23 protein-coding genes and 1 pseudogene are annotated in these 23,587 nt (G+C 66.5%); 12 read left to right on the top strand and 12 right to left on the bottom strand.

The features are described from left to right. Positions 1-189: 189 nt before the first annotated feature. The gene (locus M8859_RS35910) at positions 190-1,152 is read left to right on the top strand and encodes a DUF389 domain-containing protein (protein ID WP_249645607.1); all 963 of its coding nucleotides are present in this window, start codon (positions 190-192) and stop codon (positions 1,150-1,152) included. A 202-nt stretch (positions 1,153-1,354) separates the two neighbouring features. Here the strand turns inward: M8859_RS35910 and M8859_RS35905 are convergent, their stop codons facing one another. From M8859_RS35905 to M8859_RS37425, 6 genes are all read right to left on the bottom strand, one after another. Further along, on the bottom strand, positions 1,355-2,392 hold the full coding sequence (locus M8859_RS35905; protein ID WP_249645606.1) for a potassium channel family protein: 1,038 nt from the start codon (positions 2,390-2,392) through the stop codon (positions 1,355-1,357). Between the two features lie 294 nt (positions 2,393-2,686). Further along, on the bottom strand, positions 2,687-3,556 hold the full coding sequence (locus M8859_RS35900) for a potassium-transporting ATPase subunit C (RefSeq protein WP_159930233.1): 870 nt from the start codon (positions 3,554-3,556) through the stop codon (positions 2,687-2,689). A gap of 1 nt (position 3,557) precedes the next feature. Then, positions 3,558-5,714, bottom strand: a complete 2,157-nt coding sequence (kdpB, locus tag M8859_RS35895) for a potassium-transporting ATPase subunit KdpB (protein ID WP_195072250.1) — start codon at positions 5,712-5,714, stop codon at positions 3,558-3,560. A 1-nt stretch (position 5,715) separates the two neighbouring features. Next, entirely contained in the window at positions 5,716-7,386 is a 1,671-nt protein-coding gene (kdpA, locus tag M8859_RS35890; RefSeq protein WP_249645605.1) for a potassium-transporting ATPase subunit KdpA, read from the bottom strand. After that, positions 7,387-7,473: a K(+)-transporting ATPase subunit F gene (gene kdpF / locus M8859_RS37430; RefSeq protein ID WP_223522075.1), complete on the bottom strand. Its 87-nt coding sequence runs from the start codon at positions 7,471-7,473 to the stop codon at positions 7,387-7,389. Continuing rightward, the gene (locus tag M8859_RS37425; protein ID WP_249645609.1) at positions 7,470-7,631 is read right to left on the bottom strand and encodes a hypothetical protein; all 162 of its coding nucleotides are present in this window, start codon (positions 7,629-7,631) and stop codon (positions 7,470-7,472) included. The genes kdpF and M8859_RS37425 overlap by 4 nt, the downstream gene beginning before the upstream one ends. A 219-nt stretch (positions 7,632-7,850) precedes the next feature. On the opposite strand from M8859_RS37425, the gene M8859_RS37110 reads away from it, so the two are divergent. The 6 genes and pseudogenes from M8859_RS37110 (at position 7,851) to M8859_RS35855 (ending at position 13,073) form a co-directional block, all read left to right on the top strand. Next, positions 7,851-7,976, top strand: coding sequence for a hypothetical protein (locus M8859_RS37110; RefSeq protein WP_283780388.1), 126 nt, complete (start codon positions 7,851-7,853; stop codon positions 7,974-7,976). A 93-nt stretch (positions 7,977-8,069) separates the two neighbouring features. Further along, positions 8,070-10,619: a sensor histidine kinase gene (locus M8859_RS35875; RefSeq protein ID WP_195072252.1), complete on the top strand. Its 2,550-nt coding sequence runs from the start codon at positions 8,070-8,072 to the stop codon at positions 10,617-10,619. Positions 10,620-10,626: 7 nt separating this feature from the next. Next, a complete protein-coding gene (locus M8859_RS35870) occupies positions 10,627-11,355 on the top strand; it encodes a response regulator (protein ID WP_308221261.1) in 729 nt (242 codons plus the stop codon). Positions 11,356-11,375: 20 nt separating this feature from the next. Next, positions 11,376-11,606 (top strand): annotated as a pseudogene (locus M8859_RS35865) (response regulator); the annotation flags it as partial. 369 nt (positions 11,607-11,975) lie between these two features. Beyond that, positions 11,976-12,224 (top strand): hypothetical protein, encoded by a 249-nt coding sequence (locus M8859_RS35860; RefSeq protein WP_159930228.1) that lies wholly within the window; start codon positions 11,976-11,978, stop codon positions 12,222-12,224. A 348-nt stretch (positions 12,225-12,572) separates the two neighbouring features. Continuing rightward, positions 12,573-13,073, top strand: a complete 501-nt coding sequence (locus tag M8859_RS35855) for a hypothetical protein (RefSeq protein ID WP_195072254.1) — start codon at positions 12,573-12,575, stop codon at positions 13,071-13,073. Between the two features lie 169 nt (positions 13,074-13,242). On the opposite strand, the gene M8859_RS35850 is transcribed toward M8859_RS35855, so the two are convergent. After that, positions 13,243-14,721 carry an APC family permease gene (locus tag M8859_RS35850; RefSeq protein ID WP_249645604.1) on the bottom strand — a complete coding sequence of 493 codons (1,479 nt, stop codon included), beginning with the start codon at positions 14,719-14,721 and terminating at the stop codon, positions 13,243-13,245. Between the two features lie 645 nt (positions 14,722-15,366). On the opposite strand from M8859_RS35850, the gene M8859_RS35845 reads away from it, so the two are divergent. Continuing rightward, positions 15,367-15,759: a hypothetical protein gene (locus tag M8859_RS35845; RefSeq protein WP_195072255.1), complete on the top strand. Its 393-nt coding sequence runs from the start codon at positions 15,367-15,369 to the stop codon at positions 15,757-15,759. Positions 15,760-16,202: 443 nt separating this feature from the next. Here the strand turns inward: M8859_RS35845 and M8859_RS35840 are convergent, their stop codons facing one another. Together M8859_RS35840 and M8859_RS35835 are read right to left on the bottom strand one after the other, a co-directional pair. Continuing rightward, positions 16,203-17,132 (bottom strand): IS3 family transposase, encoded by a 930-nt coding sequence (locus tag M8859_RS35840; protein WP_195072256.1) that lies wholly within the window; start codon positions 17,130-17,132, stop codon positions 16,203-16,205. Beyond that, positions 17,132-17,482, bottom strand: a complete 351-nt coding sequence (locus M8859_RS35835) for a transposase (RefSeq protein WP_195072257.1) — start codon at positions 17,480-17,482, stop codon at positions 17,132-17,134. The genes M8859_RS35840 and M8859_RS35835 overlap by 1 nt, the downstream gene beginning before the upstream one ends. Before the next feature lie 42 nt (positions 17,483-17,524). Between M8859_RS35835 and M8859_RS35830 the strand changes: the two genes are divergently transcribed. Next, positions 17,525-18,166 (top strand): hypothetical protein, encoded by a 642-nt coding sequence (locus tag M8859_RS35830; RefSeq protein WP_195072258.1) that lies wholly within the window; start codon positions 17,525-17,527, stop codon positions 18,164-18,166. 109 nt (positions 18,167-18,275) lie between these two features. On the opposite strand, the gene M8859_RS35825 is transcribed toward M8859_RS35830, so the two are convergent. Beyond that, positions 18,276-18,806, bottom strand: a complete 531-nt coding sequence (locus M8859_RS35825) for an Rv1733c family protein (protein WP_195072259.1) — start codon at positions 18,804-18,806, stop codon at positions 18,276-18,278. 141 nt (positions 18,807-18,947) lie between these two features. Continuing rightward, positions 18,948-19,490, bottom strand: coding sequence for a TerD family protein (locus M8859_RS35820; RefSeq protein WP_195072260.1), 543 nt, complete (start codon positions 19,488-19,490; stop codon positions 18,948-18,950). A 728-nt stretch (positions 19,491-20,218) separates the two neighbouring features. Between M8859_RS35820 and M8859_RS35815 the strand changes: the two genes are divergently transcribed. Both M8859_RS35815 and nhaA read left to right on the top strand, forming a co-directional pair. Continuing rightward, positions 20,219-20,719, top strand: coding sequence for an alpha/beta hydrolase family protein (locus tag M8859_RS35815; RefSeq protein ID WP_249645603.1), 501 nt, complete (start codon positions 20,219-20,221; stop codon positions 20,717-20,719). Between the two features lie 455 nt (positions 20,720-21,174). Next, a complete protein-coding gene (gene nhaA / locus M8859_RS35810) occupies positions 21,175-22,485 on the top strand; it encodes a Na+/H+ antiporter NhaA (protein WP_195072262.1) in 1,311 nt (436 codons plus the stop codon). A 113-nt stretch (positions 22,486-22,598) separates the two neighbouring features. On the opposite strand, the gene M8859_RS37860 is transcribed toward nhaA, so the two are convergent. Next, a complete protein-coding gene (locus M8859_RS37860; RefSeq protein ID WP_372492975.1) occupies positions 22,599-23,201 on the bottom strand; it encodes a universal stress protein in 603 nt (200 codons plus the stop codon). Between M8859_RS37860 and M8859_RS35805 the strand changes: the two genes are divergently transcribed. Continuing rightward, a complete protein-coding gene (locus tag M8859_RS35805; RefSeq protein WP_195072264.1) occupies positions 23,134-23,328 on the top strand; it encodes a universal stress protein in 195 nt (64 codons plus the stop codon). The genes M8859_RS37860 and M8859_RS35805 overlap by 68 nt on opposite strands. The last annotated feature ends 259 nt before the right edge of the window (positions 23,329-23,587 follow it).

The following is a 23,587-nucleotide window of genomic DNA, read 5'->3' as shown; positions in this document are numbered from 1 at the left end:
CATTACGGTGGGACACGAAGACCTCCGGCAGGTGAATGCGTTCCTAGACAGCTCGCACTTCACCCGGAGGTCTTCGCCATGTCAGCCCGACACGCCGCTACCAACGTCCGTGGTCAGTACAACTAGGTTGAGTCGATCGTTGGGGCGGATGGTGCCGATGCCAGCGGAAAGACGCGGCACACTATCTGGGTGTTGCGACTGCGAATGCTGGCTCCGAGCGAGATGACCGATGACGTGATCCGAATTCTGGAACAGGACGATGCCGTCAGCGGCCTGGCGGTGATGCGCGGCGCTGCGCTGCGGCCCAAGGGTGACATGCTGGTGGCCGACGTGGCGCGTGAGGCGGCCAACGAATTGATCCAGCGGTTGCGCGCGATCGGATTGCACCGGGTGGGCACTATCGAGATCGAGCCGGTGCGTACCTGGCTGTCTCGCAGCGGGTTCGATTGCGAGGTACGCACCCCCGGTAGCAGCGCAGACGCGGTGGTATGGGCTGATGTGGCCCAGCGCTCGTATGAGGAAACCGAGCTGAACTGGACCTATCTCAGTTTCATGACCTTCGCCACCGTGATCGCCGCGATCGCGATCGTGTTGGACAGTCAGATTCTGGTAATCGGGGCGATGGTCCTCGGGCCGGAGTTCGGCGCCATCGCCGCACTCGGAGTCGCGCTGGTACGTCGCCGATTCGCCTTGTTCGGGCTCGCTGTCCGCACGCTGCTGCTCGGCTTCGCCACCGCGATCGCGATCACCTTCACCCTGGCGCTGCTCGGGCGCGGGCTGGGCTGGATCACCGTAGAAGACGTCACCGGCCCGCGGCCTGGGACAGCCTTCATCTACACACCCGACAAATGGTCGTTCATCGTCGCCGTCGTCGCTGCCGCCGCCGGAGTGCTGGCGCTGACCTCCGCCAAGGCGGGAGGGCTGGCCGGGGTATTCATCTCTGTCACCACCGTGCCGGCCGCGGGCAATATCGCACTCGGCGCTGCTTTCGGTGTCGGGTCGGCCGTCTGGGGCAGCGTCCTGCAACTCGTGGTCAACCTGTCGGGAATGGCACTGGCAGGTTGGGCGACTGTGGCAGTGCAGCAGGCGGTGTGGTCACGGGTGTCGCTGCGGCGTGCCAAAGCGATGAGCACGCCGCGCCGGATGCTGTAGGCAGCAAGTGGTCGGTCCCGTAGCGATTGCCGCGAAATACCAATTGCCGGAGAAGTCGGTCTCCGGACTGTTGCGACGGCATCCCTGGCCTGTGGTCCGCCCCGCCTGAACACTTTCACGTGGTGGCAGACTTGGTCGCCGAGAACTTCTCAGGCTACGGCGGACCGCAGAGTTCGCCGTAGCCGCTGGCCCACGGGACGGGTCATTGCTGGGTGGTGACCCGGTGGATATACAGCAGTTCGTCGCCGACGGCCACGGCGGGTGGTTGGCGGGTGGCCGTGCGCAGGCGCTGTCCCTCGCGGACGATGCCGAGCACGATGTCGGGCAACTCCCTCGGGGTCAGGCCGATTTCGTGCGGTTCGGCGGGTCGCTGAGCGACAGCAAAGCCGTCCTCCGGGCTGAGCAGATCCTCTATCAACTCGACCACCCGCGGAGCGCCGGTAGCCACACCCATCAACCGGCCCGTGGTCTGCGATGACACCACCACCACCACCTCGGCACCGCAGCGACGCACCAGCTCAGAGTTCTCGCTCTGGCGTACCGCCACCGCGATCCGCACCGCCGGTGCGAGGTGGCGGGCGGTAAGGGTGGACAGCACCGCGGTGTCGTCGCGTCCCACAGCGACTACCACTGCCGCACTCCGGCTCACCACCGCCAGCTGCAGCGTTTCCGACGCGGTGCCCGACCCCCGCACCGTGACCACGCCGCGCCCGGCCGCAGCCTCGACTGCCTCCGGCGCGGTGTCGATGACGACGATCGATGATCGCCGAGCGCCCTCCTCGAGCATCGCTTCCACGGCCGCACGGCCTTTGGTGCCGTAACCGACCACCACTGTGTGTCCACGCACACGGCGCCGCCAGGACCGGATTCGCAAGCTTTGGCGCGAGTCCTCGGTCAGCACAGCCAATGTCGTGCCGACCAGCACGATCAGAAAGAACACTCGCAATGGGGTCACGACGAAGATGTTGACCAATCGTGCGGTCGGTGTCGCCGGAGCGATGTCGCCGTACCCGGTCGTCGACAGTGACACCGTCGCGTAATAGACACAGTCCAGCAGCGACAGCTGTCCATCATGGGAATCGGTGTATCCCTCGCGCCCTGAGTACACCACCAGCACGGTGGCCGTCAGCGCCGCCACCGCGTACCCAATCCGGCGGGCGATAGCCGCCAACGGGCTGCTGACCTGATGCGGTACCCGCACCACACCGACCAGACCGAATCCGGGACGCGACGCCAACACGCCTATATCCGAGGAACGCCGCCCCTGCGGCACCGGCCTCACCGCAGCCTGACCAAGGTCCGTACCGGCCTGCAGTAGATGTCTTGACGTGACCATCCCCGACACTGGGCCGCTGCCGCACTTCCGATCACCGAACCTCCCGGCCGCACACGCACCAACAACGCGCCGACCAGACTTCCCGGCACACCGCCGTACACCTTATCGCCGCCAACCCCCGCGCTGGACGCGATTGCCCATGCAGTGGCGCGCCGGATCTCGCCGCTGTTCCTGCAGCGCATGAGCTGACACGTCCTCTCATGCGCGGTACGGATAGCGGTGGTCCAACTCGATGTTCAGCTGAAGCACGTTCACGCGATGCTCGCCGAGGAACCGCAGAGTCCGCCTGCTGGTGTGTTCGTCTACCAGCATGCGCACCTGCTGTTCGGAAACGCCGCGCGCCTTGGCGACGCGAGTAACCTGGATGGCCGCGTACTCCGGAGAGATGTGCGGGTCCAACCCGCTGCCGCTGGCGGTGACGGCGTCGGCGGGTACCGCTGGGTCGATGGGAGCATCGCCATGGATCGGCACGATGCGGCCGGCCGAGTAACTCCGGCCCGGTTCTGCGCAGTCGACCCGCACGCCCCGATAGGTGTGCAGGAACGGCGTCGCCGGGCATGCCTGGTTCACGCTGACGACTTGCACCGGCTGCGATACATCTCCGTCGGAGTCGCGCGGGCCGATGATCGAGAGCACTGCGCCCACACCGTCTTTCGTGCAGAACGGACGGCTGCCGTCGACCCCCTCACGGTCGCCGACCTCCTTGCTTCGGGCACACACCGTGGTGAGCAGGCTCGCGCGTGCCGGGGCGTCGACGACGTCCTCCGGTCCGAGATTGCTCGCGGCGGTCGACATCGGATCGTACCCGTCGCCGGCAGCCGACGGACGGCTCTGGAAGTACTGCACCAGAGCGGCGCCGTCGGCATCGGTGAACGACTGCCCGATCAGGACGGAGCCCACGGTCGTTCCGTTCACCTCGACCAGCGAACCGTCCGCTTTCTCGCGCAGTCCGGGCAGCTGCGCGACCGCGAAGACCGCCAGGGGGTACACGATTCCGGTGACCACCGTGAGCGCCAGCAGCGCGCGAAGCGCGGCGAGATGTTGCCGGATCCAGGTCGAATAGCGCATATCAGGACATCCCGGGGAGGAATCGGACCACGAGGTCGATGAGTTTGACGCCGAGGAACGGCGCGATGATGCCGCCGAGCCCGTAAACGGTCAGGTTGCGGCTGAGCAACTTCGACGCGTTCGACGGCCGGTAACGTACGCCGCGCAGCGCCAACGGGATCAATGCCACGATGACGACGGCGTTGAAGATCACCGCGGACAGGATCGCCGACTGCGGACTGGCCAGCCGCATGATGTTGAGCAGGTCGAGACCGGGAAACAACGGCACGAACAACGCGGGGATGATCGCGAAGTACTTGGCGATGTCGTTGGCGATGGAGAACGTCGTTAGCGCGCCGCGGGTGATGAGCAACTGTTTGCCGATCTCCACGATCTCGATCAGTTTGGTCGGATCGGAGTCCAGATCGACCATGTTGCCCGCCTCTTTGGCTGCCGAGGTACCGGTGTTCATCGCGACGCCCACGTCGGCCTGCGCGAGGGCGGGCGCGTCGTTGGTTCCGTCGCCGGTCATCGCGACCAGCCGCCCGCCCTGCTGTTCCTTCTTGATCAGCGCCAGCTTGTCCTCCGGCGTGGCCTCGGCGAGGAAGTCGTCGACGCCTGCTTCGTCGGCGATCGCTCTGGCGGTCAACGGGTTGTCGCCGGTGATCATCACCGTGCGGATGCCCATCCGGCGCATCTCGTCGAAACGCTCCCGCATGCCCTGCTTCACCACGTCCTTGAGGTGGACCACGCCGAGCACCGCAGCCGCTCCATCGGTGACCTGACCGACCACCAACGGCGTGCCGCCTGCCGCAGAGATGCCGTCGACGGTCGCGCCGAGCTGGTCGGGCACCACGCCGCCTCGGGAACGCACCCATTCGGTCACTGCGCTCGCCGCGCCTTTGCGCAACTGTCGGCCGTCCAGGTCGACGCCCGACATCCGGGTCTGGGCGGTGAACTCGACCCAGTGCGCGTGGGTCAGCTCGCCCGGCGTCCGCTCACGCAGACCGTGGGCCTGTTTGGCGTAGACGACGATGGAGCGGCCCTCCGGCGTCTCGTCGGCGAGGCTGGACAGTTGGGCGGCGTCGGCCAATTGGTCCTTGCTCACGCCAGGCACTGGGACGAAGTCCGTGGCTTGGCGGTTGCCGAGGGTGATGGTGCCGGTCTTGTCCAGCAGCAGCGTGTTCACGTCTCCGGCGGCCTCGACGGCGCGGCCGGACATGGCCAGCACGTTGCGCTGCACCAGGCGGTCCATTCCCGCGATGCCGATGGCCGACAGCAGTGCGCCGATGGTGGTGGGGATCAGGCACACCAGCAACGAAACCAGCACGATGCCGGTGACGCCGTGCACGTCCAGCGCGGCGGTGTCCGGCACCCCTGGGTTGTTCGCCTTGCTGAAGATCGCCATCGGCTGCAACGTGACGACCGAGAAGACGAAGATGATCGTCAGCGCCGCCAGCAGGATGTTCAGCGCGATCTCGTTCGGCGTCTTCTGCCTGCTCGCGCCTTCCACCAGCGCGATCATCTTGTCGATGAAACTGCGGCCCGGTTCCTGGGTGATCCGCACGATGATCCGGTCCGACAGCACGGTGGTGCCCCCGGTCACCGCCGAACGGTCACCGCCGGATTCCCTGATCACCGGCGCGGATTCGCCGGTGATCGCGGACTCGTCTACCGAGGCGATGCCCTCTACCACGTCACCGTCGCCGGGGATCACCTCCCCGGCCTCGACCACGACGTGATCGCCGCGGCGCAACTCGGGCGCGGCGACGGATTCTTCGACCATCCGCGCGCCCGGCGACCAATCGACCAGCCGCCGCGCGATGGTGTCGGTCTTGGCTTTGCGCAACGTGTCTGCCTGGGCTTTTCCCCGGCCTTCGGCGATGGCCTCGGCCAGGTTGGCGAAGATCACGGTGAGCCAGAGCCATACGACGATCGCCCAGGCGAAGAAGGTCGGGTCGACCAGCGCGAGAATGGTCGACCACATCGCGCCCAGCTCGACGATCAGCATCACCGGGTTGCGCCAAAGGGTGCGGGGATCGAGCTTGCGGACCGCGTCCGGCAACGAGGTCAGCAGCAGCTTCGGGTCGAGCACTCCACTCGGGACGCTCGTGCCCCGCCGCGGACGCGCGCGCACGGTCTGCGCGGCGACGTTCTCATCGATGACGGGACCGGACATGTCAGTGGATTCCTTCGGCGAGCGGCCCGAGTGCGAGCACGGGCAGGAAGGTGAGCGCGACCAGGATGACCGTCACGCCGACGACCATGCCGACGAACTGTGGCCGGTGCGTCGGCAGCGTGCCGATCGACGCGGGAGTGGTGCCTTGCCGCGCCAGTGAACCGGCAAGGGCGAGCACGAAGATGATCGGCAGGAAGCGACCGACAAGCATCGCCAGGCCCAGGGCGGTGTTGTACCACTCGGTGTTGCCGGTCAGGCCCGCGAACGCCGAGCCGTTGTTGTTGGCCGCCGAGGTGAAGGCGTAGAGCACCTCCGACAGACCATGCGGCCCGGTGTTCAGCATGCTCGCGCGCTGGCCGGGCAGCGCCACGGCCACCGCCGTGCCGACCAGCACGATCAGCGGGCTGATCAGGAAATACGACGCGGCGAGCTTGATTTCGCGCGGCGTGATCTTCTTCCCCAGGTACTCCGGTGTGCGCCCCACCATCAGTCCGGCAACGAACACGGTGATCACCGCCAGGATCAGCATGCCGTACAGGCCCGAGCCGGTACCGCCGGGCGCGACCTCGCCCAGCTGCATGTTGAACAACAGCATCAGACCGCCGAGGCTGGTGGAGGAGTCATGGGACGAATCGACCGCGCCGGTGGAGGTAAGCGTGGTCGCCGCGGCGAAGGTGGCCGAATTCGATACGCCGAAACGCTGTTCCACGCCTTCGGTCGAGGCGCCGATCGCGGTCGGCACGGTGCCGTGGTGCCGCAGCTGGAACACATTGGTCAACGTCACGCTGAGCAGCGCGATCGTGCCCATCACCGCGACGATCGCGTAGCCCTGCCTACGGCTGCCCACCATCCGGCCGAAGGTGCGCGGCAGCGAGAAGCTGATCACCAGCAGCAGGAAGATCTCCACCCAGTTGGTCCAGGTGGTCGGGTTCTCGAACGGGTGGGCGGAGTTGGTGTTGTAGAAACCACCGCCGTTGGTGCCGAGTTCTTTGATCACCTCTTGGCTGGCGACCGGGCCGCCGGTGATGGCCTGCTGGGTGCCGTTGAGGGTTTGCCCCACTTGGTCGTGCAGGTGGAAGTTCTGTATCGCACCACCCGCCACCAGCACGAGCGCGAACACGAATGCGATCGGCAGCAGGATACGCAGGGTGCCGCGCACCAGGTCCACCCAGAAGTTGCCGAGGTCGCCGGTGTGCCGGCGGGCGAACCCGCGCACCAGCGCCACCGCCACCGCCATGCCGACGGCCGCCGAGACGAAGTTCTGCACCGCCAGCCCAGCCATCTGCACCAGATGGCCCTGGGTGGACTCACCGGAGTAGTTCTGCCAGTTGGTGTTGGTCACGAAGCTGACCGCGGTGTTCCAGGCCAGCGCGGGCGTCATCTCGGTGCCCGGATCGTTCAGGTGCAGCGGCAATCTGTCTTGCAGGAGTTGGAAGAAGAACAGGAAGAGAATGCCGACCGCGGAGAAGGCCAGGACGCTGCGTGCGTACACCGGCCACGGCTGCTCGACGTCGGGTTGCGCCCCTATCACGCGGTAGACGAGGCGTTCGGCGCGAAAGTGCCGACGTCCCTCGTACACCCGGTACATGTAGTCGCCCAGCGGCACGTGCACCAGCGCGAGCGCCAGGATCAGTGAGGCCACGAAGACGACCCCGGCGGTTGTCGTGCTCACTCAGAACCTTTCGGGGAACAGCAGCGCCGCGACCAGGTAGAGCGCCACGCCGACGGCGAGAACCAGACCGATCAGGTTCGCGGTCACAAATTCTCCACCCCGCGCTGGACCAGCCCCAGCAGCGCGAACGCCACCACGGTGAGCACGGTGAACACGACGACCGACATGACTCGACAACCTCCATCCGCGCGCCATGCTTTGGCGCGACAGAGCGAGTGAAGCGCCCGTTCGGCTCTGCTGGTCACTCCCTGACGGTTTCTTGACGCCCCGGTTCATGGCATTTGCGGTTCGTTGACAGTCGGAGCGACGCCCGCAAGCAACGCGTCAAGGAATGGAGGTAGACCGTCAACAGCCCGTAAAAATCGGGGTCCGCATGTGCGACGAAGGTAGAAGTGGAGGACCCGGCCCGGGGACTACGCCGGTGCGACCGGGAATCACCCGGCGGGTGGGAGGAGAAAATCGTCATGTCGGCAGTAGCCGTAGTCGTCTTGTTCATCTGCTGCGCGCTGATCATCCGCGCGCTCGGAACTCGAGAACAGGCACGCGCCCGCCAGATCGTGGTGATCGATGCTTACGGTGCGCGGCGGTGACGTGCGAGTGGCGCGGTCCGGACACCCGGCACAGCGCGCCGCAGCGACCTCGGTCGGTACGGCCGAGGAAGCTAAGCGCGCGATGATGAACAGGTGAAACGCGGTCAGCTGCGTATCTACCTCGGCGCCGCGCCGGGAGTCGGTAAGACCTACGCCATGCTCGGCGAGGCGCACCGACGGCTGGAGCGCGGCCGCGACGTGGTGGCGGCGGTGGTCGAAACACACGGCAGGCGCAAGACCGAGCAATTGCTCGCAGGCATCGAGCACATTCCACCGAAACCGATCGAGTATCGCGGCAGCACCTTCCCGGAACTCGACGTCGACGCGGTGCTGCGGCGCGCTCCGGCGGTGGTGCTGGTCGACGAGCTGGCGCACACCAACGCGCCCGGCAGCAAGCACCAGAAACGCTGGCAGGACGTGGCGGAATTGCTCGACGCGGGCATCGACGTGATCTCCACGGTCAACGTGCAGCATCTCGAGAGCCTCAACGATGTCGTCGAGCAGATCACCGGTATCCAGCAGCGCGAAACCGTGCCGGACGCGGTGGTACGCGGCGCGGATCAGGTGGAGCTGGTCGACATCACCCCGGAAGCGTTGCGGCGCAGGCTGTCCCACGGCAACGTGTACGCCGCCGAGCGCATCGACGCGGCGCTGCGCAACTACTTCCGCGCGGGAAACCTCACCGCGCTGCGCGAACTGGCGCTGCTGTGGCTGGCCGACCAGGTCGACGCCGCGCTGGCGAAATACCGGGCCGACCACCGGATCACCGAGCTGTGGGAGGCACGCGAACGCGTCGTGGTGGCGGTGACCGGCGGCCCGGAATCGGAGACAATCGTGCGCCGGGCCAGCCGGATCGCCACCAAATCCAGCGCCGACCTGATCGTCGTGCACGTGGTGTGCGGCGACGGCTTGGCTGGGGTTTCCACCGAGCGGCTGGCCCGGCTGCGTGAGCTGGCGGCCAGTCTGGGCGCCTCGCTGCATACCGTCACCGGGGAGGACGTGCCCACCGCGTTGCTCGAGTTCGCCCGCGAGGCGAACGCCACCCAGCTCGTGCTCGGCACGTCGCGTCGCTCGCGCTGGGCGCGAATGTTCGACGAGGGCATCGGCTCCACCGTGGTGCAGCGATCCGGCAAGATCGACGTGCACATGGTGACGCACGAACAAGCCCACCGCGGGTTGCGGTACTCGGCGCTGCGCCCGCGCCGCCCCGTGGCCGCGTGGCTCGCGGCGGTTCTCGTGCCGGCGCTGGTCTGCGCGCTCAGCGCCGCCTACCTCGATGAAGTGCTGGATCTCGGCGGCATCAGCGCGGTGTTCGTCGTGGGTGTGGTCGCGGTGGCGCTGCTGGGCGGCGTCGTGCCCGCATCGCTCTCGGCGCTGCTGTCGGGCCTGCTGTTGAACTGGTTCTTCGCGCCGCCCCACTACAGCCTGACCATTGCCGAGCCGAACAGTTTCATCACCGTCGTGGTACTGCTGATCGTCGCCGTCGCGGTGGCGGCGCTGGTCGATCTGGCCGCGAAGCGAACCGGTCAAGCACGCAAGGCCTCCCGGCAAGCCGAGCTGCTGACCATGTTCTCCGGCGCGATACTGTACGGCGCGGATCTGCCTCGGCTGCTCGAGCAGATCCGGGAGGTCTTCGCGCAGCGTGCGCTCGCCCTGATGGCAGGTGACCAGGTGCTGGCCCAGGTGGGCGCCGATCCGCCGCAGCAGCCCTCCGAGGCGGACACCGTTGTCGAAGCGGGCGATGCCCGCCACTGGCTGCTGCTCGCGGGCCGTCCACTGGCCGCGGCCGATCGCCCGGTGCTCAACGCGGTGACCAACCAGGCCGTCGCCTTGGTGCGGCAGGCGCGTCTGGCCGAGGAGGCGGGCGCCGCCGCTGCCGTGCTGGAGGCCGATCGCCTGCGGCGGGCGTTGCTCTCCGCGGTCAGCCACGACCTACGTACCCCGCTGGCCGGAGCCAAGGCGGCGGTGTCCAGCCTGCGCAGCGACGACGTCGAGTTCTCTCCGAAGGACACCGCCGAACTGCTGGAGACGATCGAGGAATCGGTGGATCAGCTCACCGCGCTGGTCGGCAATCTGCTCGACTCCTCCCGGCTGGCGGTCGGCGTGATCACGCCGCAGCCGCGGCGGGTCTACCTGGACGAGGCGGTGCACCGCGCACTGGTGAGCGTCGGGATGGGCGCGCGCGGGTTGCGGCGCGCGGCGATGGACCGGGTCCGGGTCGAGGTCGGCGACGTCTCGGTGCGCGCCGACAGCGGCCTGCTGGAACGGGTGCTGGCCAACTTGCTGGACAACGCGCTGCGCCACGCGCCACGCGCGGGCACGATCCGGGTCACTGCGGAACGCACCGGCGACCGGGTCTCGATCGCTGTCGTCGACACCGGCCCCGGCGTGCCGCACGGCACCGAGGAGCAGCTGTTCGAACCGTTCCAGCGGCTCGGCGACCGGGACAACACCGCCGGAGTCGGGCTCGGACTGTCGGTGGTGCGCGGATTCATCGAAGCCATGGGCGGCACGGTGCACGCCGAGCCGACGCCGGGTGGAGGATTGACCATGCTGGTCGATTTGCCCGGCGGCGCCGAGCCGCCGAACGCGAACGGCACCGGCGGCGAGATCGCGCACGAGACGTCGAGCGCGGGTGAATGAGGTGCCGGTGACGACACAGGAGGCGGCGGTTGTGACGAAGACGCCCGAGGCGGTGGCGACCAAGGTGCTCGTCGTCGATGACGAACCACAGATCGTGCGCGCGTTGCGGATCAATCTCTCGGTCCGAGGCTACGAGGTGATCACCGCCGCGTCCGGTGGCGCGGGCCTGCGCGCGGCTGCCGACCGGCATCCGGACGTCGTGATCCTCGACCTGGGATTGCCCGACATGGACGGCATCGAGGTGCTCGCCGGGTTGCGCGGATGGACCTCGGCTCCGGTGATCGTGTTGTCGGCGCGTACGGATTCCACCGACAAGGTCGAAGCGCTGGATGCGGGCGCCGACGACTACGTCACCAAACCCTTCGGCATGGACGAGCTGCTGGCTCGGCTGCGCGCCGCGGTCCGCCGCGGCGCCACCGATCCCGACGCCTCGGCTCCTGTGGTGACCACCGAATCGTTCACCGTCGACCTGGCCGCCAAGAAGGTCACCAAGCGCGGCGAGGCCGTGCACCTGACTCCCACCGAGTGGGGCATGCTCGAGATGCTGGTGCGCAACAGGGGAAAGCTGGTCGGGCGGCGGGAGCTGCTGCGAGAGGTGTGGGGCCCGTCCTACGCCACCGAGACCCACTACCTGCGCGTCTACCTGGCGCAACTGCGCCGCAAACTGGAGGACGACCCCTCTCACCCCCAGCATCTGCTCACCGAAGCGGGCATGGGCTACCGATTCCAGGAGTAATCCCGGCCAACCCGGATCGACTGCTGGACCTGAACCTGCCGAAATACGACGGTCCTCGAACAGATCAAAACCGACACGACACTGTCATCGATCCCGGTCGTAGTTCTCACTACCTCCGGCCTGGAAGAACGCATCCTGTCCAGCTATCGGTTCGCGCCAACGTCTACGTCACCAAACCAGTCGACCTCGACCGGTTCATGGACACGATCCAACAGATCGACGGCTTCTACATCCGAATCGCCGCCCTTCCCACCCACACCGACTCGAACTGCCCCGGCTGCCCACCGTTCTCATGCCACGACCGGCCGAGCGGGCCTCGGCATCTCGTCAAGGAACCGAGGGTGAGCGTCAGGATTTCGTCAAGATTACTGCGCGGACAGTGCGTCGGCAGGCACAGTGGCGGACGACGATCCGGAATCGGACAGGACGATGTCGATAGTCGCGCCAACACTGGTGACCGGGTTCGCACGCGTGCAGGCTCATGCTGCGGAGGGCGAGTCTTGGTGGCTGCGGCGAAACCCTGCATCGCACCGATTCGGCAACCAGCCAGCCGAATCCGGCACCGGTCCTGACCGCCGAATCCGTCGGTCCGAGACCGGACGGCGAGAACCGAGGAACTGATGGCACGCAGAGCCGACCATGCCGACGGACACGACTCGCCCGCGTCACGGACAGAGACCCGAGAGTTGCGTGCATTCCTGACCAGGTACCGCTACCTCGCACCGGCGCTGACCGTGGCGGTCGCGCTACTAGGGTTGCTCGCCGGCATCGGCGAGGGTGGCGTGTGGGCGATCGTGAGCGCAATCGGCCTCGGCGCAGTGACCGCGGCCGTCGCCTGCCTAGCCTGGGACTTGTGGCTGTACCCCTGAGGGTTTGACGAATCCTTATTGCGCAGGGCTTTCGTCCTTGACGGAATCCATACAGCCCAGCTCATAGGCTGGAAAATCGTGCACCCGACGCCTTGGCAGAACAGAAAAGCGCGACTCGAACAGCCCCACCAGACTGATCGGATATCACGACGGCGACGGGGTGGCGCACGTCTACGGCCTACTCTTGGAGGAAAGTGGCTGGGGGCCGCACTCCGCGGGAACTGTGTCTACCTGTGTGCCGCGGTCGGCTGCGTCATCACCTTTGTCCTTCTGTTTCAGCCGTGGCTGACCACAGGCACCGGCGGGACGGACGGCGTGATCCACGCGAACGCCTTCGGACGGATCCACGTGACCACCTTCTGGGTCGATCTCTGGGCGCAAACGTCGGTACCCAATCCGAAAGCCAGTGGAACGTGGGGCATCCTCACCAGCGTCGCGATCATCATCGCGGTGTGCAGCGTGGCGGTCAACACGGTGACCCGCACCGCGGCGCTCACCCACCTGGTGATCGTTGCCATGGCGCTCGTCGCAATCTTCACCACCGCCACCGCGCTCTACCTGAACAGCAAGGGCGATGAACTGACGCGAGTGGTTTCCTATGCGACAGCCCGGGATCCGGGCACCCAGGTCGGATTGCTGATCCGGTGGGCCAGGGGCCACGACAACTATCCGGCACCTGGGTTCCGCCAAGTTTCCTACGCCACTCACAGCCTCACATGGTCTGCGATACTCGCCGTCGGAATCTCGCTGTTATCCGCTATGGCTGTTATCCGACAAGGGATTCGAGGACGCAAGAATCACCGCTCAGGTCGAGGGTCGACAGCCTCGGATCAACAGGCGAAAACGTGATTTCGGTACCGCCCGCCGACGCGGCGCCCAGCTCCACCATCCAAATAGGGTTGTCCTGCCAGTCCCGGAACACCCTTGCTTGCCCGTCGGGTGCTCGAGTACCCAGTCCCGGCAGCTCACACCGGGACGGAGGCCGAATGGGCGCGGGCGATGTTGACGAGTACGGAAGTCACGACAGGTCCGATGCCAGGCGCCGGCCGGTAGAGTCCGACCGGACCGGATCGGTTACGTCATCGGAGTGACAACCGGCGCTGTCACGACTCCGTGACCGCCTCGGCGTCGGCGGCGACGTTCCGGACTCCCCGCGGACGCCCCGACCCAACCCACAGGCGGTACAACACCAGCGCGATGAGCAGCGAAGCGCCAATGGAGATGATCGGGCCGCCCCGGGTGAGGTGACCGCCAGGGTGAACCCGACCGCCAGCGCTCCGACGAGGTTGACAACGAACAAGCCGGTGCGGCGCTCACGTAGCGAGAAGCGGGACATCGCGATCAGACCGGACAGGAAGCTGACGAACACCGATGCGGCGTAGAACAGGACCAGTTCCTGGTCGCGTCCGCCGGCTGCGGTGATGACCGCGCCGGAGGCCAGCAAGAACACCACCACACCCCAGTACGGAGTGTGGTGGACGTTGATGCGGCCCAGCCGACTGGGCAGGATGCCGGTGCTCGCAACGCTCGCATGACGTTGACTCGCAAGGGCTTTGAGCAACCCGGGGCCGGCCTGGAACGAGGAGCTGGCCGCCGAGAGCAGCAGCAGCGCGGTCATGGCCTGAAAGGCGCCGAACACCGGGGCCGGCGCGACCGCGCGGGCGAGTTCGGCGATCTGGGTGGTGTCCTCGTGGGGGACGCCGATGCCCAGCCAAACCGATTGGGCGGTCAGTCCCAGCGTGATGGTCCCGACCACGCCCAGCGTCAGCCACAGCGTCACCTGGCCGAAGCGACGCCGGCCCGGGTCGTCGAGCTGCCCGAGCTGGGCGATCGCCGAAGAAGGGGCCTCGATGCCGGTGGCCAGCGCCATCGCCACCGGAAACGCCAGCGCCACAGCCAGCACCGGCGAATGCCCGGGGTCGGCGCTGGTGACGCCGGACGGGTGCGGCTGGGCGAACAGCCCGAAGCCCAGGACCGCGACGGCCAGCACGATAAACGCCACCGTCATGACCGCGAACACCGTACGGCCCACATGCCCGAACCAGGTTCCGCTGGCGACAGCCACCACCAACAGCAGCGCGATCGGCACCCGCCACGGAGCCAGTGCGGGCACGAACGCGATGATCGCCGACGCCCCGGCCGCGGAGCTGATGGCGATAGTGAGTACGAAATCCACGATCAACGCGCCGATAGGCACGAACGCCATGTCCTCGCCGAACGCCTCCCCGGTGGCCGCCGCCGCGCCACCACCCTGGGGATAGCGGGCCACCAATTGGTGGTAGTTGACGATAACCAGCACCACGATCGCGACGACCAGTCCCATCGTCGGCAGCAGGAGCGCGAGGTCGCCGTTCAGGGCGCGCAGCGCGGCCTCGATCGCGTAGGCAACCGAAGACACCGGGTCGGCCATCACAGCGAAGGCGAATGCGAACAGCAGCACAGGGCGGCTGTGCATCAACTGCGACAATCCGGTGTGCGTTTTAGCGGCTGACCTCATCGACGGGCCTTTCGGGAACTAGGCAAGGCTCAGCGATCGCCGACCAGACTTCCCGGCACACCGGCGACAGACTTTACCAACCCGCAGGCCAGGCGCACCGACAATCCCAGCGGGCGAGATCCGCTCAGGACGCGTGGCATGTCGCCCTGCCCCGGCTGGTCAGCCAACGAAATCGGTGCGATACCCGCATAGGGGGCCGGACGAGGATCGGCGCAGAGCCCCGTTAGTCCGCCAGGCGAGACCGTACCGGTCTTCCGCGTGGTCGAGGGATCGTGCTGCGGCGCAGCTGCCCTCGCAGCAGCGCATTGTCGAACCAGGCGCGCGGAGAGGAACTCGAATCGAGGCAACTCGCCATCAGCGATGAAGGCACACGCATCAAAGGCAACGGCTCACAAAAGATCTCCCGAATCCGAATCGACTCCAATGCCGAGGGCCGTACCCCGCGAATCCGATTGCGGTTACGCTGCCCCGAACTGGGGGTCGGAGGATCGAATCCTCATACTCCAAACGACAAAAGGCCAGGCCACGCTGGAAGGGAGGGGGTTCCCGACCCCATGTCATCAATTAGCGATGACCGTGTCATCACCATAAGGGGACAAAGGGACATCAGACAGATGAAAACGCGTTCTAGCCGTGGCGATCGGAGTGACGGTCTTGCTCGGAATGATGGCGATTCGCTCGTCAGCCGATCTCGATTCGATCAGCATCGGCGAGTTCGCCGCCCAAAGCCTCAACCTGATACTGCTGGCAATCGTCTTCGGCGCCTTGGCGATCGGGGTCGGCGCCGCGACCGGAAGGCGCGGCCCGGTCCTCGCTGGAACCGCGGGCGCCGGAGTGCTCGCCTACGCCGCCAACAGCCTCGCCGGTGTCATCAATGCCGACTGGCTGAAGTATCTCTCGCCGTTCCACTACTACATCGGCGGAGAACCGCTGCGCAACGGAATCCAATGGACCGACGCCGCCGTCCTGGATGTGATCTCGGTGGTCCTGGTCGGGGCCGGCCTCCTTCGTTTCAACCAGCGCGACCTGGCCAACTGACCACGCGCGAGGGCGTCGCCACACTGCGGCGCCCTCGCCGCCTGCAAATGGCGACGCGACTGCGAGAAGGAAGGCGTGCAGCTTCAGGCATCCTCGACGTTCCAGAGTGGGTAGCCAGCCACGGTGAAGACGGCGATCGAATGACGGCTGGGAACTCGCGTGATCGCCGACCTCGCCGGCGACTGCTCGGAAACTCAGCGCCGAGCTGGGCACTGCGGCCTGGGCGAGTGTCCGCCGCTGCCGCTTGTCGGGCTTATCAAGCGGTCCATCCAGCGCTCTACGCGCATACCTGCGCAGGCATGCTCCTTCGCGCGCACCGGAGGCTGTGGATCTCGGCTGCGGTGGTCGTGCGTATCGCGGCGGGCAAGGGGTAGGCGAAACATGCACCTACTTCGACGAATGGAGGCGTCATGTGAGGTTCACCCCGAATGGTGGACAGTTGGTTACGCGGCGTTCGCCGCGTCTGTCGATATTGACTGTTCGTAGCGGAGGGGACTGATCCCGCCGATCGAGGAGTGTCGCCGGGAAATGTTGTATCGATGAATCCATTTGTCAACCGCGGCAACGAGTTCGGTCTTGTGGGTGAAGGTGTGGCGGTAGTAGAACTCGTGTTTGAAGGTGGACCACAGCGATTCGGCGGGACTGTTGTCCCAGCAGATGCCGGTGGCGCCCATGGAGCGGCGCAGCCCGTGGCGGGCGCAGGTTTGCGCGGTCAAGGTGGCGGTGAATTCGCCGCCGCGGTCGGAATGCAGAATCGTGTCGGCGACCTGTCCGCCGCGCGTGTTGACGGCCTGCTCGATGACGTTTGCGACCACGTCGGCGCCGATATGGTCGGCCACGAGGTGACCGAGGACGCGGCGGGTGTGCCCGTCGCGGATCGCGCACAGATACATCTCGCCCTCACCGTAGCTCAGATACGTGAAATCGGTGGTCCACACGGCATCGGGGCGGCCCTGGTCGAACGCGCGTGCCACCAGGTCCGGCGGGAACGACGCGCCCTGGTCGACGACCGTGGTCGCGACCTTGAACGTGCGCGGGCTGATGCCCTCGATCCCGATCTCGGCCATGATCTTCGCGACGGTCTTGGCGCTCACCCTTTCCCCGCGCTCACGCAGCTCGTCGGTGATCCGCGGTGACCCGTAGGTGCCCTCGGAATCGGCGTGCACGTCCAGGATCTTCATCGTCAGATCCGCACGGCGCCGCTGCCGGGGTGTGGGCGCTGTCGCGGCCCGGCGTTTACGCCACGCGTAGAACCCCGAGGCCGAGACCTCGAGAAGCCGCGCCATCCGGGCGACACCGAACCGTCGCGGCGCGGTGGGAGTCCCGGCGGTGTGGGCAACCGCCGCGGTGTCGGGGGCGGCGTACTTCGCCATCAGATCGAACCGGGCCGGTTGTTCTGCATCGCGGCAAAGTACGCCGAGGCTTTTTTGAGGAAGGCAATGTCCTTGTCCTGCTCGGCGACTCGCTTTCGCAGCGCCTGTAGTTCGGCGCGTTCCGGCGCCGACAACGGTTCCTCGCCCTGCCCGGTGGCTGCCTCGACGCGGCGGCGTTCGTCTCTGACCCAGGTACTCAGCATCCCGGCGTCGATCCCCAGCTCTCGGGCCACATCGGCGATCGTGCGACCAGTGTCGATCACCCGATGAGCAGCCTCGACCTTGTACTCGGTCGTATACGACCGACGTTTACGAGGAGGCACAGCAAACATCCTTACCAGCAGAACCATCGATCCTGCTAACTCGGTGTCCACTACCCGGGGTGAACCTCAATGAGGGACGTCGACGACAATGTTTCTGCAGGAGGCGGCCGTAGGCTTCGGATTCCACGTAGCCGTGGAGCCCTCGGCGGGCTCGCGGTGCTACTCCTGGGGATTTGGGGTGCGCTGATCCCGTTCATCGGACCGTCTTTCGATTTCGCATTCACTCCGGACGAGCCATGGGTGTGGACGGCGGCGCGCGGGTGGCTCCAGGTATTGCCCGGCGTCACCGCGGCCATCGGTGGATTGCTCATGTTGGTGAGCCGTAATCGACTTGTGGCGAGTTTCGGCGGGTGGCTGGCAGTGGCGGCGGGCGTGTGGTTCGTGATCGGGCCGCAACTGGCGGGGCCGCTGGGAATCGGGGATGCCGGTGACCCCGTCGCCACCTCCGATCTCAAACGTGCCGTACTACAACTGACGTATTTCTATGGTCTCGGTGCGCTGATCCTGTTCTTCGCCGCGGCCTCGCTCGGCCGATTGTCGGTGCGGAGCGCACGCGATATCGCCTTCGCGCGACGTGAGGTCGATGCCAGAGCCGCCGGAGGAGACAACCAGCGCCGCGTAGCCGACGCGCCAGGACCTGTGGAACCCGCCTCCCGGGCCGATTCCCCAGCAGGTCCACGGCTGAACAAGCCCGGGCTACACCGCGGCTGAAACAAACCCCATCTGGGCGGCGTGTACCGTAGGCCGCGATCAGGCTCTCGCGGGTCTACGGTCGGCCCAACAGTATGGCGCAGCTCGGATGCGGATCGAAGAAGGCGCTTCATGTGGCGTCGGCATCGAGGTTTTCCCAGTGCCTCTCCCATAGCTGGCGCTGATATCTGGTGACACACCAACGGGTGGCTATCACGAGCATCAGCGCGGTAACCCAGAACTGGATCAGCACGACGGTGGCGGCGCCGATTCCGAGCATGACCGCGCGTGCTGGTTTGACTGGGGGCGTGGTGGGAGTGGCATCGGCGCCGAGCCAGATCGCTATCGAGTGGCCGCGCACCGAAGTGGTGGGCACGACGATGGTGGCGCTGCCGGGCATCCCGTCGTGCATCCAACCGACTTCCGCTATCGATATCCGGCGGGTGCGGCTGGGTTCCAGGGTGATTGTCGCGGTGACTGCGACCTTGGTTGCGTTGTCGATTCGGATGCGTTCGGCGGCCACTGTGTAGTCTTCGTGGCCCGCTGCCGCCGCGACCGGGATCGCGACGAGGCATGTGAGGATGGCCAGGATCCGGATGGCGGATTCCAGGCGATCGGTGCCGCGCACCAACGGGTTGGGGCTGCAGGGATTGATCTGCATGACTGTCAACCGAATCGAGCGCAATCGGGACATCCGTTGTCACCTCCGGGTGTCGGGTTCGGCGTACGCCGGTGCTCGATCGCTCGCCGCCTCATGGCCTGTTCGGGGCCGACTTCGTTCGGCCATGCGGGGAGGGGCTGATCAGGTCAAGAACCGGTTCAGGTGGGCGATCGCCTCGACGGGATGTTGTGCCTGGATGGCCTGGTAAATCGGCTCGAAGTGCCATATTCCATCGGTGCGGGACACCTTGCCCATCACCAGGCCGGTGTGGGATGCCTCTGCGCTGAGGTCGTGACGGGCGATCTCGGCATCGGAGATGGTGTCGACCACCCGGCAGAACGCGTTCTCGATCTGGCCGAAGGTCTGCCCGGTGTAGCAGGTGACGAGGAAAATGACGGTGGTCACCTGCGGTTGGATGCGGCTCAGATCGACGGTGATGACCTCGTTGTCGCCCTTGCCTTCCCCGGTGGTGCTGTCACCGAGGTGGCGCACCGAGCCGTCTCGCGAGCTGAGTTGCTGGTGATAGACCACATCGGTGATCTGCTTATCGGCGAACAGCAATGCCGCCGCGTTCAAGTCGATGTCTTTGGCGTTCAAGCCGAACCAGCTGCGCCGGACCGGATCCCATCCCAGCGCCATGCGCAGGTGCTCGAGCCGTGCGCTGTTGTGATCACTCGATGTCATGAACCTGGTTTCCTTCGCGTGCGGCGGGACGGGCGTGAATATCCGGACGGTCCCTCATGAAAGGGCAGACGGCAGGGAGCCGGAACTGGTGCGGCTGTGGGGTGAGAGTCCGGGGTCGAGCGCCAGCGGCAGCGGCATCGGTAAGGGTCAATGGCCGTGAGCCAGTGATCATGGTGGCGTGCGTATGGAAGCTCGGAACGACAGCGGCGTCTGCGGCCGTCGCGACGATGCCCGAGCATGGACAGCCGACGATGGCGTCGGCGAGAAACCCCGGTCCAATCAAGATGTGGACTCCGGCAGGTGCACAATCAGCTCCTGATCGCCGTATGACTCAACCCACCATCAGGGTCGAGTTGCCGACCAGACTTCCCGGCGCACCACTAGTAAAGATGCCGTAAACCTGCGCCCGAAGCAAATGGCATCCCGTCGGTCGAGGCGGGCGCTGGCGGCGACGTCCGGCAGTGACCGACGGGGCCCGACACCGAGTAGGGCCCGAGAATGCCATGCGGGCCGTGCAGCAGTCCGACCGCGCGTTCGCGTACCCGAGTAGATGACCAGCGTCGGCGGGTTTCATTGCCCGTGATAAGAGAATTGCCCTGTCATGGCCGGCTCTTGTACACCACCGAACGAACCCTCCTGGAGGATCACGCAGGAGACGGGGTGACGGAGCCGGACACGATGACTCGAGAAACTCCACAGCCGGCACCCGGGCCCTGTGGGCGCGCGCAGTGCTACCGCAGTCCCGCGTCGGTAACCTGCTGGACCCGCAGCTGGTCCACCTGGGCGGGTACTCCGCCGGCGGACACCTGGCCGCCTGGATCTGCGGCCGGCGCGGCGCAGCGTCGGTGAAGACCGCCACAGAGATACGTATCCGCAGCGTCACCCTCATGGCCGCCGTGCTGGACCTGGAGTTCGCTGTGACCAACGGGCGTGATGGGTTTGTGCGGAAACTGCTCGGCGGCTCACCCAGCGAGGTGCCCGACCGCTATGACTTCGCCTCACCCATCGCTCACCTGCCGACCGGCCTGCGCGTCACCGCCGTGCACGGCGACACCGACCGCGTGGTAGCCCTCGAACACAGCCGCCGCTACATCAGCGCGGCGACTCGCGCCGGCAATGCCGCCGAACTGCGGGTGCTGCCCGGCACCGGCCACGCCGAGTTCACCGACGCCACCTCACCGGCCTGGGCCATCGCCCGAACCGCGATCCTCGACCACGTCGAGTCTTAACGCTGAACGCGGGAACCAGTCCTAGCCGACACATGATTGTGCTGACACGTCATTGAACATCGAGCCGGCGGCCGGCTGGTAGCACACCTCAGTGGTTGGCGCGCGATCGATGCGGGTGGGTCGGTTTGCGTGTCTGGGTGTCTATGCGGCATCTTTACAGGCGGAGCGCCGGGAAGTCTGGTCGGCAAACCCGGCCCGGTTGCGGGTTCGGGCCGACCAGTTGATGGGCGCACCATGATGCTGCAGCGAGCGAGAGCCATACGACGCAGGACCTCGGGTCCGAGGACGTTGGGCGGCGTCTCTGATTCCGGCCCACCGGCGGACGCTGCCCACGTGTGCATTACCGGTGGTCCTGCCTGTGCTGCTGTAGCTCCCCGCCGCGGTATGGGGCTGCGGCCGGTTGCCGACTGGCGCGGACGTGCCGCCGCAGGAATTCATGAGAGGCGGACTTCGAAATGACTGCCCCCGAGTCCCGGCTACGTTTGTTTGCGCGTGGTTCCTGGCCTGAGACGCGGCGGGTCGCGGCGATCTTGCGGACCGAGACCGCTGGTGGTGTCCTGCTGATCGTGGCCTCGGCCATCGGCTTGATCTGGGCCAATACGCCGTGGTCGGGCGCGTACGAGAGGCTGCGCGACTTTCAGCTCGGTCCCGAAAGCCTGCATTTGCATCTTCCGTTGGAGGCATGGGCGGCCGACGGGTTGCTCGCGGTGTTCTTCTTCGTGGTCGGACTCGAGCTCAAACGCGAGTTCGTGGCCGGTGATCTGCGGGATCCGCGCCGCGCTGCGCTGCCCGTGGTGGCGGCGGTCGGAGGAATGGCCGGCCCCGCCCTGATCTTCATCGCGTTCAACCTCGGCAACGACGGCGCGGTGAACGGATGGGCGATTCCCACCGCTACCGATATCGCGTTCGCCCTCGCTGTCCTGGCGGTCGTCAGTTCGCATCTGCCGACGGCGTTACGGACCTTCCTGCTCACCCTCGCGGTGGTCGATGATCTGCTCGCGGTGACGGTGATCGCGATCTTCTACACCGACGAACTACACCTGCCCTACCTCGGGCTCGCGGCCATCCCACTGGTCGCGTTCGCTACCGCGGTGCAACGCAGGATCCGCTCGTTCTGGCTTCTGGTGCCACTTGCCTTGCTCACCTGGTGGCTGGTCCACCAGTCCGGCGTCCACGCCACCGTCGCCGGGGTACTGCTCGGCTTCACCGTTCCCGTGCTCCACAAATCCCGCGACGACGATCCGGGCAACCCGGCACGCCGAGGACTCGCCGAACAGTTCGAGCACCGCCTGCGGCCGATCTCCGCTGCTGTCGCGGTGCCGGTATTCGCGTTCCTGGCCGCAGGGGTCACCATCGGAGGGCTGAACGGGCTGGTCGAATCCCTCGCCGACCGGGTCACACTCGGTATCGCCGTCGGGCTGGTATGCGGGAAAGCGTTCGGCATCCTCGCCACCACTTATCTGACCGCGAAGCTCACCCGCGCCGAACTCGATACCGACCTGCGCTGGATCGACGTGGCCGGGGTCGCGCTGCTGGGTGGGATCGGATTCACCGTGTCACTGCTCATCGGCGAACTCGCCTTCGCAGGCGACCCGTCGCGGGAGGATCACGTCCGCATCGGGGTACTCATCGGCACCCTCACCGCCGCACTCCTGGCCGCGGTGGTGTTGCGGCTACGCAACCGAACCTACCGGCGCATCGCCGAAACAGAAACCCGCGACGACGACAACGACGGAATACCCGACGTCTACCAGCACCACCCATAGCGGCGGAAGGGGCAGCTTGCTGCGACGATGCTCGCGGGCGTTCACTACCCGACATGTTCGCTCTCGTCCGAGTGCGTGCCCGGCGGGTCGGACTGTGGTGCGTACGAGGGCGGTCATTGTCGACATGGAGCGATGAGGACCGGGATGCGGCTGGCTTGCAGTACCGCTTGACTGACCGAACCGAGCGTGGCGCCGGTAATTCCGCCACGTCCACGGCTACCGAGTACGGACCAGTTGCGCGTGCCGGGACGCCTCCTGCAGCCGCTGCGTCGGGCGGCCTTCGATGACGACCGATCTACGCAGACATCCGGATACTTGTCGGTGAAGCTCGCCAGGGCTTCGTCGAGAACCGCCTCGGCTCGCTGCTGCGCTGTGTTGGGCGGCGTGGTCGCCCCATTTCGAGCGGACCATGTCGTTACCGCCACCAGCCCTACGTTCCTGCTCGTCGCTTCGTCGAATGCGATCGCAACCGCGCGAGTGCTACAGCGCGAACCATCTACGCCCACCAGTACCGGCAGGTGGGACGACGGCGTCATTGTCGCCGCGGCAGCCGGTATGACAGCGGCCGGACATTCGGCGTGCTTGATCAGACCGACGCCGACCGACCCGAATAACACGCGCTCCAACGGATCCAAACCTCGAGCGCCGATGACGAGCAACTGGGCCGCTGCTGAGCGTGTCGGTGTCGACGGCTCTCCAGCGTCGCTAGCTGCCATCCGCTGGGGTGCGGCGATGGCGGCGCGCCGGGAGGCGCCACTGCATCTTGTGCATGCCATCGGTGTACCGGTGCACGCCCTGCCGGTAATCGGCTCTTTTACTGTTCGATATCAGCGCATTCCGTGAGATCGTTGAGTCCGTCCTGGGCCGCGGGCGAAGAATCGTGAGCGAGTTGGATAGCTTCCCCGCCGGTGTCGAGGTTGCGACCTTTCTCGACCTACCGTCACCAGTAGCGGCCTTTGTCGATTCCGGCCCAATACTGGATCTGGCACGGTTTGCGTGATTGACCCGACCCGGATTGCCAACGCGCGCTTGATAATCGATCATGTGGCCGGTGTTCTGATCTTGGACCGATGGCGGTCCTGTTCCCGCATCTGGATGGGCT

The organism is Nocardia sputi (genome assembly GCF_023501985.1).
This window is presented reverse-complemented; position numbering and strand designations above follow the sequence as displayed.